Here is a 15065-nt window from a genome sequence, read left to right on the forward strand (position 1 = left end):
TTGTTGAGGTGCTTCTCGCGGCATGTGCCTAAAGCGTGGCGTATTTTTGCTTAGATTTTTCTTCAATGAGCTGTTTGATGGCATTGATTTGTGGTGTGGTGGCTTGCGTGCCAGCCTTTATGAGGGTGCTACGCTGACTGCTATCTATCGCGCTAATATGACCGACATCAGGGGTAATGATGATATCAGCGCGATCGCGTTCAAGGCGCATGGATGATGAGCGACTGCCACTCGCGGTGGTCGCCATGATATTGGTTTCTAACAACCCCCAAAAGTCACTCAAAGCGCTTATAGTCGAGAGTTTATTGATGGGGCTAAGGTTACTACTAGTGCCATTGGTACGACTTTGAGCGGCAGTCACATCAACCGCAATGACAATATCAGCCCCCAAATCGCGTGCACTATCGACAGGCACTAAGCTAACGACACCGCCATCGACATACTTTTTCCCGACCTTTTCCGGAATGCGCGGTGCAATAAAAATATTGGGCACACTGCAGGATGCTTGCACAGCCAGTCCTGCATCACCCGTGGTAAAGACATATTTTTTTAGGCTGTGTTTTTCTGCGGCGACAGCAGCAAATGTAATTGGGAAGTCTTCTATCGCTTGTTTGCCAACTTTGTTATTGATAAAGTTTTTGAGTTTGATGCCCTCAATAAACCCTTGGTTGGATAAGGTAAAGTCGGTTAGCTGGCTATCTGTGGTCGTCATTGCCAATCGCTCTAGCTCTGCGGGCGTATAACCACTGGCGTATAAGCTGCCAATTAAGCTGCCGACACTGGTGCCAACTACTAAGGTTGGTTTGATGCCATTCGCCTCTAATGCCTTAATCACGCCAACATGCGCAAATCCTTTAGCACCGCCCCCGCCCAATACCAATGCCACCCGCAGCGGTTCGATTTGAGTATCTGAATCTGATGTCGATGCGCCAGTGGTAGGGGTTAATGTGCTACAAGCATTGATGTAAAATCCGAGCACGCTCAGCAGACTGATACGCAGTAATCTTGAGCGACGAAGGGGTAGTCGATACACAGCAGCAGCGAACATAAAAGCACCTTATAAAATGGTCATAATGTAAAAAATAGGATAGTGGTTACTGGTACGATAGATGTGCGCGGTTTGTCTTTAGGATTTTTACAGCTGTATCGTTGATTAAGATTTGTTGATAAAAGGCTTATTAAACAGCGTAGTATAAGCCACTATATTGTCCGCTATAATAAAGTGCGTCAGTATTTTAGAGTAAAGTACTCGTTGATGCTGATCGCCATTATGTGCGATATTGTCTATGCGCAATATTACCAAAACAATCGACAGGATGTATGGCTGAGTCAATATAAAAGAGAGTCGAGCCAATCGAGTGTGGATTTTTCAATCATGCTGCAAATGAGGTCAATGTTGTCGCTATTTTATAGTGGACAGACCCCATACCAATTAAATAATTTTGTTAGGATCATTGATGCCAGTACCATTGCCCCCTTCTTCAACCAGTTCAGCTGTGCATTTGCGTCCTGATTTGCCACCGTCGGCATTAGATATGCCAGTGACCGCGTTGGCAGGTGTGGGTGCAAAAGTCGCAGAGCAATTGGCGCAATTGAATATCAAACGGATATTTGATTTGTTGCTACATTTGCCCCGTGATTATGAGGATCGCAGCCGTCTGGTCTCTATCGCCGAGGCGGAGCATGGGCAGTCGGCTTTGATTACTGGTCGGGTCGTCCACGTCGATATCAAGCGCAGCGGCATGACTGTGACGATCGATGATGATACGGGGACGATATCCTTGCGGTTTTTTAAGGTCTATCGCGGATTGGCCCAGACTATGAATTTGGGTACGCACTTACAGCTGTTCGGTGAAGTAAAAGTCAGTCGTTATGGCAAACAGATGCATCATCCTGAATATCAAATCATCACTGATACTGTAGTCACGACTGATACTGGGCTACAGCCCATCTATCCAAGTGTCAAAGGTTTACATCAGAATAAGCTACGGACTTTGATTAAACTAGTCTTACAGACGGTTCGTAGTCAGGGGCTACCGATGACGCTGTTTACGGCGCAAGACTTTGCGGTGGTAAATGATCTGCCATTGGTGCCTTTTGAGCCTGCCAAATCTGTAATAGCAGAGACTGATCATTCAGAAGATATCTTTTCGACACTGGCGCGTAGCATACCTGATCATCAGATAAGTAATGGCGTGTATAAACCAAGTCCTTCTACTTATAACGCAAGTAATGATACTCGTCATGGTGTGCCCAGTACCGCCCATAGTAATGTCTACAGCTTGTCGATATTTGAAGCCTTGGTACTGCTGCATACGCCGCCTACTTATACCAACGCAGGTCAGCAACATAAATTGTTGACCCAGTTAAGCGCGCGTACTCACGCTGCCTGCCAGCGTTTGATTATAGAAGAGTTGACGGCACATCAGCTGAGTCTGCTATATCGACGTCAGCAACTACATCAGTATAAAGCGCCTAAATGTACGACCCAAAGTCCGCTGACCGATCAGCTACTGGCGGCATTACCATTTGATTTGACAGGTGCTCAAAAGAGAGTGATGCGTGATATCATTGCTGATATGGCGACTTCTATTCCCATGTTACGACTGGTACAAGGGGATGTGGGCGCTGGTAAAACTTTGGTTGCTGCAGGTGCTGCGGGCTATGCGCTGGATAGTGGCTGGCAAGTGGCAGTGATGGCACCGACTGAGATTTTGGCCGAGCAGCATTTATTGAACTTTAAACAATGGTTTGAGCCATTAGGTATCGGTGTTGGCTGGCTCGCTGGTAAACAAACGGCCAAACAGCGCCGTGAAGCGTTAGAGGCGGTGAGCGAAAATACCGTACAAATAGTCGTCGGTACGCATGCATTGTTTCAAGAGACAGTACAGTTTGCCAAATTGGGCTTGGTGATTATCGACGAGCAACATCGGTTTGGCGTTGAGCAGCGCATGGCATTGACCAATAAAGGCGTGGCAAATAGTACCCCGCATCAGCTGATAATGACGGCTACCCCCATTCCGCGCACGCTGGCGATGAGTGTCTATGGTGATATGGATACATCCATCATTGATGAGCTGCCGCCCGGACGCACGCCCATTACAACGGTGACCATCGATCGCAATCGCCGTGATGAGGTGATAGAGCGCATTGCGATTAACTGCGAGGCAGGTAGACAAGCGTATTGGGTATGCTCACTGGTCGAAGCGTCTAGTGTGCTAGATGCACAAGCCGCTGAAGCGACTTATGAAGACCTCAATGAACGTCTAGACATTCGGATTGGATTGGTACATGGCAAGATGAAGTCTGCAGATAAGCAAGCCATCATGCAGGCGTTCAAGGCAGGCGATTTAGATTTACTCATTGCGACCACGGTTATCGAGGTTGGGGTCGACGTACCCAACGCCTCATTGATGGTTATCGAAAATGCAGAGCGCTTGGGTCTGTCGCAGCTGCATCAGTTGCGCGGGCGCGTCGGACGTGGATCAACCAAAAGCTACTGTGTACTGTTATACCAAAAGCCATTGTCAGAGACTGGCACTGAGCGCCTAAATGTCTTACGTGATAGCACCGATGGCTTTGTCATTGCCCAAAAAGATTTGGAGCTACGCGGGCCGGGAGAGCTCTTGGGTAAACGTCAAACCGGTAACGTTGGTTATTATTTGGCGGATCTTATCCGAGACGAGCAACTGTTTGCCATTGCTCAACGTTTGGCTAAGCACTTGATTGCAGATCCTGCGCGAAAAGCCGATGTCAGCCAGATGATACACCGCTGGATGCCTGAGGCAAGCCGTTATACTAATGCCTAAAAGTAGTGATACCTAAAAGCAATTGTACCCAAAAATATGATTAAACAAAGATTGACTGGGCAGATAGGCATCACAATTGACGTCTAAGTCCAATGAGCTACAATGTGATTGAGTGCCATCAATATAAATCGTTGATATCTTATTGTTCTCACTTGTATTTTCAGCTCTTGCTTACCGATTTTCACCAGTACGCTTATTTATAGAGACCGATTATGAGTGACCTTTCAGACCCCAACAATAAGACAGATTTAGCCAGTCATGAGGAGACGTTAGCGAATAGCCAACTGCCGCCTTATCGTCAAGCAGAGGTCACTGATAAACCGACTGCCAAGATACCATTATGGCTATGGCCAGTATTGGCGGCTGTGTTATTTGCAGGCGTATTGTTGGGTAGATACTGGAATACTAGCGATGTGACCACAGATGACTCAGCAGCCTCTAACGCTGTGGCAAGTGGTCAGACGACGGACGACAATGTGAGTACTGAGCAAGCGGTACTCTCAGTAGAGACTGTCAGTCCAAGTCAAGATGATATTGGCAATACGCTCAGTGCTGATGGCACAATTAGTGCCAAAGACACTGCGAATGTCAGTGCGAAAGTCAATGGTGTTGCGATAGAGCGCATATTGGTCGAAGAGGGGGATCGTGTCAAAGCAGGTCAAGTATTGGCGATATTTGATACGGACGCGGTGGAGCAGCAAGTGTTGCAAGCGCAAGCAGATGTTGCAGAAGCTGAAGCCACGTTAGCGAACGCCAGTGCTGATGCTGCTCGTGTATTGCCACTGATAGATATTGATGCCATCAGCAAACAAGAAGCGGATCGTTACCGCACCTCTGAGGTGCGAGCAAGAGCATCATTGCAGGCATCCAAAGCCCGCTTAAACAATCAACGTTTGACCTTAGAAAATGCAACCGTTGTCGCCCCTGTCGGCGGTATTATCAGTGAGAAAATGGTGGAAGTTGGACAGGTGGCAGGCGGTGAGCCACTGTTTACGATTATCAAAGACGGTGTCCTAGAGTGGCGGGCTGATATCGACCCGAAGCTGATTGGAGACATCAATATTGGCACTGCTGTGAAAGTTAGCCTGACAGGTGGTGACTCGGTCATGGGTCAAGTGCGCCGTATTGCACCGACCGCTGATAACAATCGCCAAATCACTATTTATGCAAGCTTAGCTGCCAACCCAAAAGTACGGGCCGGCATGTATCAGACGGGTGAGTTTCTATTAGGCAATACCAGTACCCAGATGATACCCAATAGCGCAATTGTCAGTAATGATGGCTATGACTATGTGATGCTGGTCACACAAACAAGCGCTGATCGACAAGAGCAAAAAGTAGGTCGCATTAAGCAGCAACGCGTGACCTTAGGCGCACGCGTGGGCGATAGCGTAGCAGTGGTAGAGGCATTACCTAATGATAGCCAAATCGTCAAACAAGGCGGTAGCTTTTTGAACGATGGAGATCTGGTGCGTATCGTTAATGGCGCAAGCCAAACGAGTACAGCAGCGCAGGCACAACCATGAGCCTAAACGTCTCGTCCTATTCGATTAAAAATCCACTCGTGGCTATCTTGCTGTTTGTGCTCCTGACATTGGGCGGCATCTACGGCTTTATGAAAATGAAGGTGCAGCAGTTCCCAGATATCGACTTGCCCGCTGTAGTGGTCACCGTGACACTACCAGGTGCTGCACCCTCACAGCTCGAAAATGATATCGCCAAAAAAATTGAAAACAAGATCACTAGTATCGAAGGCGTCAGCCATATTCGCACCACCCTACAGACAGGTGCGGCAACGATTGCCACTGAATTTACGTTAGAAAAAGACATTCAAGAAGCCGTCGACGATGTACGCTCGGCGGTTGGTGAGGTGCAAGGAGACTTGCCTGCCGCTGCCAATGATCCGATTATTACCAAGGTCTCTACAGCTGGGTTCCCAGTCGTGACTTACTCTGTCGCTGCCAAAAACATGAGCGTAGAAGACTTATCATGGTTTGTGGATGATACGGTTACCAAACGTCTCTCTGACATACCTGGCGTCAGTACGGTGAGCCGTGTCGGCGGGCTACAGCGTGAGATTACCGTTGCTGCTGACCCTATTTCTCTGAGTGGTTTGAAGTTTTCGATTTCGCAATTGTCCCAACAAATCGCTGGCATTCAGCAAGACAGCTCTGGCGGTGAGGCAGAAGTTGGGGACACCACCCAAACCATTCGTGTATTAGGCGCTGTTGAGCGGGCAAATGAGCTGAATAATCTACAAATCGCTGTGCCTGCAGGTGGTACGCAAGCGCTTGGGCGTATGGCAACCATCACCGATGGCCCAGCTGACCCCAACTCTATCGCCAAGCTCAATGATCAAACGGTGGTGGCATTTAATGTCACTCGCTCACGTGGTGCCAGTGAAGTTGAAGTGATGGAGCTCGTGGATCTGGAGCTTGCTAAGCTGACGGCAGACGTCGGCAATATCAGTATCGAAAAAGTCTATGATCGGGCAACCCCTATCGCAGAGGACTATCAAGCCTCGCTACGAATGCTCATCGAAGGCGGACTGCTCGCGGTAGTGGTGGTATTTCTCTTTTTACGTAATATTCGCGCGACCATCGTAGCGGCAGTGGCGTTGCCATTGTCTGTTATCCCAACCTTTTTGGGCATGTATCTGTTCGATTTTAGTCTCAATATCATCTCTCTGTTGGCGCTGTCATTAGTAATTGGAGTGCTGGTAGACGATGCAATTGTAGAAGTCGAAAACATCATACGTCATTTACGTATGGGCAAAACGCCTTATGAGGCGGCGATGGAAGCCGCCGATGAGATTGGCTTAGCCGTGGTTGCCACAACCTTCACTCTAATTGCGGTGTTTTTGCCGACGGCCTTTATGGGCGGGATTGTAGGGCAGTTTTTCCGTCAATTTGGCTGGACAGCTGTACTGTCAATTTTTGCCTCACTGATGGTAGCGCGGTTAATTACGCCCATGATGGCGGCGTACATACTGCGCCCAGAAAAAAAGCACGTCGAAAAACAGAGTGCGCTCATGACGCGTTACCTGCAAATAGTGACTTGGACACTGCGTCATCGTTGGCTGACGATGGGTGCGACAGTGGTACTGTTTGTGGCCTCTTTAGGGCTTGTTAAATTATTGCCCACAGCATTTATCCCTGACAACGATATTGATCAAACACGTGTGTCTATTGAGCTGACACCTGATGTGGCGCTCGCGGATACGGAGCGAGTGGCAGCATTGGCCAGTGCGCGCATCTTAGCGATGCCTGAGGTCACCAATATTTTTTCTTCCGTGGGGGAGGCTCAGGCGTCGATGGGTGCGTCGGATGGTGGCGGTGGTAAAGCAGAAAACATCGCTGGGTTGGATATTGTGCTTGCACCGCGTGCAGAACGCGGCACCAAAAAAGAGATAGAACGCAAAATCAGCCAATTGATGACCGAAGTACCGGGTGCCCGCTTCACGGTTGGACTGTCGAGTGGCGGTGAGAGTGGTTATAATTTTTCTTTGACCAGTACCAATCCAGAGCTGCTTGAGCAAACTGCCCAAAAAATCATGACCGAGATTCGCGGTTTGCCAAGTGCAGGCGCGGTAACCAGTGATCGCAGCTTGCCGCGCCAAGAGCTGACAGTGACACCCGATAGATTGGCGATGGCGGATAAAGGCGTGACCACTGAGGGCATCGCCACCACGCTACGTGTCGCAACTGTGGGCGACTATGAGCAGCGTCTGTCTAAGCTCAATTTGGACACGCGTCAGATTCCCATCGTAGTGCGTCTGCCAGATATTGCCAAACAAAACGTCAGTCAGTTAGAAGGACTGTATGTGCCAAGCACCATGCCAGCAGGGCAAGGGGTGCGTGTGGGTGAAGTGGCTGATTTGAGCTTTGGCACAGGGCCTGCTCAGATTAGTCGACTGGACCGAGAGCGTGCGATTAGCATCACCGTGCAACCTGCCAATGGTGAGCTTGGTGATTTGGTGCAAGCAGTCAAAGCGGTGCCGACCATGCAGCAATTGCCTGCTTCGATTACTATTATCGATCAAGGCCAAGCCGAAAACATGGCGGATCTCTTTAGCGGTTTTATCATCGCGATGTCGGTGGGTGTGGTCTGTATTTTGGGTGTGCTGATTCTACTATTTGGACGTTTGCTGCAGCCGTTTACTATTTTGATGGCGTTACCGCTATCGATAGGTGGCGCATTTGTTGGCTTGGTCATTACCAATAGCAGTCTTTCGATGCCTTCTATGATTGGTTTTATTATGCTCATGGGGATTGCGACCAAAAACTCTATTTTGTTGGTCGATTATGCGCTCATTGCGCAGCGTCGCGGGCTTGCACGTTTTGAGGCGATAGTTGATGCTTGCCATAAGCGCGCGCGGCCTATTATGATGACCACCATTGCGATGGGTGCAGGTATGCTGCCACTGGTATTTGGTTGGGGTGATGCAGATCCTACCTTTAGACGACCGATGGCTGCTGCTGTTTTGGGTGGTCTAGTAACTTCTACGCTACTCAGTCTGGTGGTGATACCTGTGGTCTATACGTTGATGGATGATTTGTCAGGATGGTTTGCTAAGTGGCTTGTGCCTAGTGGCAAAGAGAAAGCAGTGACAGATAGTAAAATATAATTGAGTGTTTCTATCTGATCGCTAACCTAGCAGTCGCAACCGAATCAAAAATAGACAAGCTCATATTTATTGCTTAAGTATGGGCTTGTTGTCATTATATAAGCGCACAGTCATAAAGGATGTGATTGCCGCATCATTTACTATTGCAAAGGAATGCCTTCATGAATCAACTATCCCTCTCGACAGTCATACTGTCCTCTCAAAAGCCTATACTAGCTTTATGCATCAGCCTGTTGGGTATCGCCAGTAGTCAAGCAGCAACTTACGATATCGACCCCACCCATACCAATGTACGCTTTGCTATTGACCATTTTAATACCTCGACCAACACAGGCGGCTTTTATAACGTAACGGGGCAGCTAGATTATGACCCAGCAGCTAAGACCGGTGATATCTCGCTCGTCATTCCTCTAAATAGCTTAAATACGGGTGATACCGCATTTGATATCGCCCTCAAAAGCACAGATTTTTTTGATGTAGAGCAGTTTCCATTGGTTCAATTTGAATCCACTAAATGGCATTTTTCGACTGAAGGGGATAAGACGAATGTCAGTAAGGTCGATGGTATGTTGACGCTGCATGGCAAAACCAATCCGATTACATTGACCGCCACCAAGTTCAACTGCTATCTAAATCCAATATTGAAAAAACCAGTCTGCGGTGGTGATTTTACAACGACTATTGATCGCACCAAATGGGGTATCAGCAAATATACGCTATTGGGCATCACTGAAAAAGTTCGGCTGAACATTCAGATAGAAGCTGCAAAGCGTTAGTGCTATGCATTTTCTAAAGACTTACGAAGGTTCGAGCAAGCATCGTTTCAGCAATGCTAGTTAACAGATTTTAATAAAAGAGATCTGACAGTAAAGAGGTCTGACAGTAGTGTTGGTGATTCGTCGTTTTTTGGGTATCACGCTCGGTATTATGATAGTCTTAGCGCGTTCAAGTCGAACGGTCTACTTGTGAGTATTATTATCCTATTTTAGTCTCTAGACGCTCAGCCGTTTAGATTGGTTTGATAGATTTTGATACTCAATAAAGACCCTGAAACACTAAAAAAATAAGGAAGTGATGATGATTAACGCTTATGCAGCACAAGAAAAAGGCGGAAAATTCGCCCCTTACCAATACGAGCCTGGCACTCTAGGCGATCATGAAGTAGAAATCGAAGTACACAGCTGCGGCGTTTGCCACAGTGATTTGTCCATGTGGCAAAACGAATGGGGTATGACGCAATACCCTTTTGTGGGTGGTCATGAAGTGGCTGGTAAAGTGCTGGCAAAAGGTAAGCATGTAAAAAAATTAGAGCTTGGCGATAAAGTGGGTCTAGGCTGGCACAAAGGCTATTGCAACGTTTGTGATTTATGCATTGGCGGTGACCATAACCTATGTGCCGAGCAAGAAGGCACCATCATCGGCAATCATGGCGGTTTTGCTGATAAAGTACGTGCAAAAGATACCAGTGTGATAAAAATCCCAGAAGGTTTGGATTTTAATTCTGTAGGACCATTACTTTGTGGCGGTATCACAGTATTTAACCCATTGATGCAGTACGACATCAAACCAACCTCAAGAGTGGCTGTGATCGGCATTGGTGGCTTGGGTCATTTGGCATTACAATTTGCTAATGCATGGGGCTGTGAAGTAACCGCATTCACCAGCGAATCAAAAATGGAAGAAGCCAAAGAGCTCGGCGCGCATCACTGCCTAAACTCAAGAGAAGATAGCGAAATCGAAAAAGCAGCAGGCTCATTCGACCTTATTATCTCGACTGTGAATGTAGACATGAATTGGGACGTGGTCATCAAGACCTTGAAGCCAAAAGGTCGATTACACTTTGTTGGTATATTAGAAGCGCCGTTAGAAATTGCTGCGGCTCCAATGATCATGGCGCAAAACAGCTTGTCAGGCTCACCAGTTGGCTCGCCTGCGACGCTTCGTCAAATGTTAGATTTTGCAGCGCGTCACAAGATTCAGCCAGTGACTGAAACCTATAAAATGTCTGAGATAAACGAAGCATTCGAGCGACTAGAAAGCGGTAATGCTCGTTATAGAGTGGTCTTAGAAAGAGAGTAGAAGTCGCTAAAGGTTACCAACCCCTAAAGGTAGCCAGTTCTAATCCTAGTAGTGATACGTCATTTCATAAATGGCGTATCACTACTATTTTTTTGTCTGATACAAATGCTTGATACCATTAAACAGAGCAACGTATAAAAAAGTACTTTGCTACCGATGCAATATAAGCAGTAATTAAAATCACTGTGATACAAATTTATAAACATGAATATTATTCATCTTTTATTAAAATAGTATCATTTTTATTCATGTTTAAATTTAGGTATGATTCATCCCATACAAACATTTGGTTTATCTCAGATAACGAGAATAGGGTAGTGAGTCACCATGAGCAAAAATTTTAGCTGTTCCATTTCGAGCATTCGTTTTGATGAAAACTATCATCCTGCAGACAGCACGCGTCTGACGACTAACTTTGCGAATTTGGCGCGTGGTGAACATCGTCAAGAGAACCTACGCAAAACGTTAAGAATGATCAATAACCGTTTTAATGCATTGGCGCATTGGGACAACCCAACCGCAGACCGTTATTCTGTTGAGGTTGACATCATCTCAGTTGATATGGATATTGCAGGTGATGGTGATACTTTTCCCGTTATCGAAACGCTCAAAACCACGATCGTCGATCATAAAGACAATAAGCGTATTGCAGGCATGATCGGCAACAGCTTCTCCTCTTATGTGCGTGACTATGACTTTAGCATCGTGCTATCAGAGCATTTTAGTAAAAAACCAAACACGCCAACGCCAGAGAGTTTTGGTGATTTACATGGCAAGCTGTTCCAGTATGTATTGCAATCAGAGGCCTACACCGCCAACTTTAACAAAGCGCCTGTTATTTGCCTGAGTGTCTCAACCAGCAAAACATATCACCGTACGGCCAACAAACACCCTGTATTGGGGGTTGAGTATAGACAGGATGACTATTCATTGACTGACGACTATTTCCATAAAATGGGTCTAACCGTACGTTATTTTATGCCTGCTGATAGTGCCGCACCGTTAGCGTTCTACTTTGCGGGTGATTTGCTAAGTGATTACACCGTTCTTGAGCTCATCAGTGCGATCAGTACCATGGAGACCTTTCAGAAAATCTATCGTCCTGAGATTTATAATGCAAACTCAAGCGCCGGTGATGTCTATCAGCCAAGCCTTAAATACCAAGATTATTCATTGACGCAAATTGTGTACGATCGCGAAGAGCGCAGCCAAATGGCGGTGACGCAAGGCAAATTCACTGAAGAGACGTTCATTAAGCCATACCAAGCGATACTTGAGGAATGGGCAGCAAGCTATGACGCTATAAACAAAATTGATCAAAAAGAATCAGTTAAAAAATACGCTGCCTAATTGCTAATCCCTACATAAAATAAAGAAGACAAATTATCATGGATATATTACTACCAACCTCAACTGCTGGCAGCTTACCAAAACCTTCTTGGTTGGCAGAACCTGAAAAAATCTGGTCGCCTTGGGCATTAGACGGCGAGCAGCTGATTGAAGCCAAACAGGACGCTCTGCGGTTGTCATTGCAAGAACAACGACATGCAGGGATTGATATCGTCAGTGATGGCGAGCAGACCCGTCAGCATTTTGTGACCACGTTCATTGAACATCTCGATGGCGTAGATTTTGAGCAGCGCAAGACCGTTCGAATTCGTAATCGTTATGATGCGAGTGTACCGTCAGTGGTTGGTGCTGTGAGCCGTCAAAAGCCAGTATTTGTTGAAGACGCTAAATTTTTACGTCAGCAGACGGATCAGCCAATTAAGTGGGCGCTACCTGGGCCGATGACGATGATTGATACGCTATATGACGGTCATTATAAAAGCCGTGAGAAATTGGCTTGGGAATTTGCTAAAATTCTAAATCAAGAAGCGAAAGAATTAGAAGCTGCTGGCGTGGATATCATTCAGTTTGATGAACCCGCCTTTAATGTGTTTTTTGATGACGTCAACGACTGGGGCATTGCCACGTTAGAGCGTGCCATCGAGGGTCTCAAATGTGAAACTGCGGTACATATCTGCTACGGCTATGGTATCGAAGCCAATAATAATTGGAAGAAAACACTGGGCTCAGAGTGGCGTCAATATGAGCAAGCATTTCCTAAATTGCAGCAATCGAAAATTGATATTGTCTCACTTGAATGTCAGAACTCACGCGTACCCATGGATTTGATAGAACTCATTCGTGGCAAAAAAGTGATGATTGGTGCGATCGATGTGGCCACCAATGATATTGAAACCCCTGAGGCAGTGGCAGATACCTTACGCAAAGCATTACAGTTTGTGGATGCGGATAAGCTCTATCCTGCGACCAACTGCGGCATGGCACCGTTGTCTCGCCAAGTTGCACGAGGTAAGCTCGCCGCATTAAGTGCAGGTGCCAAAATCGTTCGTCAAGAACTGAGCGCTTAGGGCTTATTAAATAAACTTATGTAAATTTGGCTTTTGTAGCTTTTGTAGGTTGGGTTTTTAACTTGAAGGATGCTTATTAACGTTCAGTCGTTGAGGAAATTCTATTTAAAGGATTTCCCTTGCAAAACTAAAATTGAAGCACAATTTTTTAACGTTTTTCAGGATTTCAGCAATGATTAAAGATAGGATTGAAGCAACTGATTTTAGAGATGCCATGTCTTTATTGACGACAGCGGTCAACGTGGTCACGACAGAAGGCGTATCGGGCGTTCATGGGTTTACGGCGTCGGCTGTATGCAGTGTCACCGATACACCCCCAACCTTGCTCGTCTGTATGAATCAGACGTCACGCTCACATGCATATTTTATTGAAAACAGAACATTGAGCGTCAATGTATTGGGCGCTCATCATGAATCAATTTCTAACACTTTTGCCTCAAAACTACAGTCAGCAGAGCGCTTTGAACAGGGTGCTTGGACTCAGCTGGTAACAGGCTCTCCTATTCTAGAAGATGCATTGGTCAGTTTTGACTGTGAGATTGAGCATATTCAGGAAGTGGGTACGCACAGTGTTTTTATGTGCCGAGTGGTCGCCATCAAACAATCTGAGCAGCAAGATGGGTCAGAGGAGGGTTTGGTTTATTTTAACCGTGCTTATTCTCGAGTGGGTCAAGTGGACATCGCTTAAGTTAATTGTCTGGCTATTATTAAATAGCTATCAAACTATAGTCAATCCTCTATAAAAGAGTGACAGCGTTAACCTCATTTGAAGTATCACCTATACATCTGCATTCGGTTGCCTTGTCTGTCTTTTAAACTGAATCAACTAGATTCATCATCAATCTGAGAAGTAAATATTCCGTGGAACTCATCATTTTTTTAATCATAGGTGCTCTAGCAGGATTTGCGGCGGGGCTGTTTGGCGTGGGCGGTGGCACGATCATCGTACCGCTACTCTTTATCGTCTTTACTCAAATGGGTTACCCTGCTGACAATATCATGCATTTGGCGCTAGGGACCTCGCTTGCGACCATTATTGTGACATCTATTAGCTCGCTAATGGCGCACAATAAACGAGGCGCAGTCATGTGGCCTGTCTTTAAGAATCTAGTACCAGGTTTAGCGATAGGGTGTTTTTTGGGTGCAGGGATTGCAGGGCAGATATCAGGATTATATCTTCAGCTCATCGTTGGCGTATTTTTGCTGTGGGTTGCCTATAAAATGTTTATAGGTGGCAAAAATAAAGCGAATAATAATGTCAGTAACACTGATGCAGTACTACCTTCAAAATCTAAGCAACTAGCAGCAGGTGGCGTTATTGGTATCGCTTCTGCCATCTTTGGGATTGGCGGCGGCAGCTTAACGGTGCCTTATCTCACGCGATATGGTGTGGTGATGCAAAAGGCAGTTGGCACGTCAGCGGCGTGTGGCCTGCCTATTGCAATTGCCGGGGCATTAGGGTTTATGATCTTTGGGATGCAGGCGCAAATCAATGTGCCCAATACGCTCGGCTTTGTCCACATTTATGCTTTCTTAGGTATTAGCATCATGAGCTTTTTTACCGCCAAGATAGGGGCAAAAGTCGCTCATATATTATCACCGCAACTATTAAAAAAATGTTTTGCAGTACTGTTGACCGTAGTAGGGTGTTACTTCCTTTATAAAGGATTGTTCTAATTATCTGTATTGGTGTATTTAAAATATAAGGGTCATGAATAGCATGGTAGTGCTTAATACGGAGAATCATGTCTGGCTTAGTAGTCCGTTATAAATGGTTCCATTATATCAGTCTGTTATAAGTAGTCTATTAATACGTTTGAAGAGTGAAATAGCTGGTTCCGTTGGGGTATACCTATGGCAAACCAATCAAAGGAAAATAACTCGACAGTTTACCCAGCTTTAATAAGCTTTGGCTAAATATTCAAAGCAAAACTCAATAACACGCGTTTACCAGACTGAATTCGTGAAACACTGTGCTCATATTTATCGGGACGAAATAAATAAACTCTGTCGAACAGGTTTATAATGCAGTTTGAACACTCGAACACACCACCAACTTTAGGCTGAATTAAGACAAAGTTTAATTTGTAATAACGGCCTTTTTGCACGGGGTCACAGTGTTTCATAACGCTG

10 protein-coding genes are annotated in these 15065 nt (G+C 46.0%); 9 read left to right on the forward strand and 1 reads right to left on the reverse strand.

The window, feature by feature from the left end:
• Positions 1–28: 28 nt before the first annotated feature.
• Positions 29–1048 carry a patatin-like phospholipase family protein gene (locus I6E86_RS10860; protein ID WP_197177492.1) on the reverse strand — a complete coding sequence of 340 codons (1020 nt, stop codon included), beginning with the start codon at positions 1046–1048 and terminating at the stop codon, positions 29–31.
• Positions 1049–1457: 409 nt separating this feature from the next.
• Between I6E86_RS10860 and recG the strand changes: the two genes are divergently transcribed.
• From recG to I6E86_RS10905, 9 genes are all read left to right on the forward strand, one after another.
• A complete protein-coding gene (gene recG / locus I6E86_RS10865) occupies positions 1458–3809 on the forward strand; it encodes an ATP-dependent DNA helicase RecG (RefSeq protein WP_197177493.1) in 2352 nt (783 codons plus the stop codon).
• 212 nt (positions 3810–4021) lie between these two features.
• Positions 4022–5335 (forward strand): efflux RND transporter periplasmic adaptor subunit, encoded by a 1314-nt coding sequence (locus tag I6E86_RS10870; RefSeq protein ID WP_197177494.1) that lies wholly within the window; start codon positions 4022–4024, stop codon positions 5333–5335.
• Complete coding sequence (locus I6E86_RS10875) at positions 5332–8436, forward strand: efflux RND transporter permease subunit (protein ID WP_197177495.1); 3105 nt, start codon at positions 5332–5334, stop codon at positions 8434–8436. Before I6E86_RS10870 ends, I6E86_RS10875 begins: the two co-directional genes overlap by 4 nt.
• 161 nt (positions 8437–8597) lie before the next feature.
• On the forward strand, positions 8598–9212 hold the full coding sequence (locus tag I6E86_RS10880) for a YceI family protein (protein ID WP_197177496.1): 615 nt from the start codon (positions 8598–8600) through the stop codon (positions 9210–9212).
• A gap of 301 nt (positions 9213–9513) precedes the next feature.
• Positions 9514–10515, forward strand: coding sequence for an NADPH-dependent aldehyde reductase Ahr (gene ahr, locus I6E86_RS10885; RefSeq protein ID WP_194365068.1), 1002 nt, complete (start codon positions 9514–9516; stop codon positions 10513–10515).
• 327 nt (positions 10516–10842) lie between these two features.
• On the forward strand, positions 10843–11865 hold the full coding sequence (locus tag I6E86_RS10890; RefSeq protein ID WP_197177497.1) for a DUF1852 domain-containing protein: 1023 nt from the start codon (positions 10843–10845) through the stop codon (positions 11863–11865).
• A gap of 38 nt (positions 11866–11903) precedes the next feature.
• Complete coding sequence (locus I6E86_RS10895) at positions 11904–12932, forward strand: methionine synthase (protein WP_197177498.1); 1029 nt, start codon at positions 11904–11906, stop codon at positions 12930–12932.
• A 172-nt stretch (positions 12933–13104) separates the two neighbouring features.
• The gene (locus tag I6E86_RS10900) at positions 13105–13620 is read left to right on the forward strand and encodes a flavin reductase (RefSeq protein ID WP_197177499.1); all 516 of its coding nucleotides are present in this window, start codon (positions 13105–13107) and stop codon (positions 13618–13620) included.
• Between the two features lie 173 nt (positions 13621–13793).
• The gene (locus tag I6E86_RS10905; RefSeq protein WP_197177500.1) at positions 13794–14609 is read left to right on the forward strand and encodes a sulfite exporter TauE/SafE family protein; all 816 of its coding nucleotides are present in this window, start codon (positions 13794–13796) and stop codon (positions 14607–14609) included.
• Positions 14610–15065 lie beyond the last annotated feature (456 nt).

Source organism: Psychrobacter sp. SWN149, from assembly GCF_015864565.1.
Lineage (GTDB): Bacteria > Pseudomonadota > Gammaproteobacteria > Pseudomonadales > Moraxellaceae > Psychrobacter.

Coding starts and splice junctions, on each gene's coding strand:
- I6E86_RS10870 (WP_197177494.1), top strand. CDS start 4,022: ATGAGTGACCTTTCAGACCCCAACAATAAGACAGATTTAGCCAGTCAT.
- I6E86_RS10895 (WP_197177498.1), top strand. CDS start 11,904: ATGGATATATTACTACCAACCTCAACTGCTGGCAGCTTACCAAAACCT.
- I6E86_RS10875 (WP_197177495.1), top strand. CDS start 5,332: ATGAGCCTAAACGTCTCGTCCTATTCGATTAAAAATCCACTCGTGGCT.
- ahr (WP_194365068.1), top strand. CDS start 9,514: ATGATTAACGCTTATGCAGCACAAGAAAAAGGCGGAAAATTCGCCCCT.
- I6E86_RS10880 (WP_197177496.1), top strand. CDS start 8,598: ATGAATCAACTATCCCTCTCGACAGTCATACTGTCCTCTCAAAAGCCT.
- I6E86_RS10890 (WP_197177497.1), top strand. CDS start 10,843: ATGAGCAAAAATTTTAGCTGTTCCATTTCGAGCATTCGTTTTGATGAA.
- I6E86_RS10900 (WP_197177499.1), top strand. CDS start 13,105: ATGATTAAAGATAGGATTGAAGCAACTGATTTTAGAGATGCCATGTCT.
- I6E86_RS10860 (WP_197177492.1), bottom strand. CDS start 1,048: ATGTTCGCTGCTGCTGTGTATCGACTACCCCTTCGTCGCTCAAGATTA.
- recG (WP_197177493.1), top strand. CDS start 1,458: ATGCCAGTACCATTGCCCCCTTCTTCAACCAGTTCAGCTGTGCATTTG.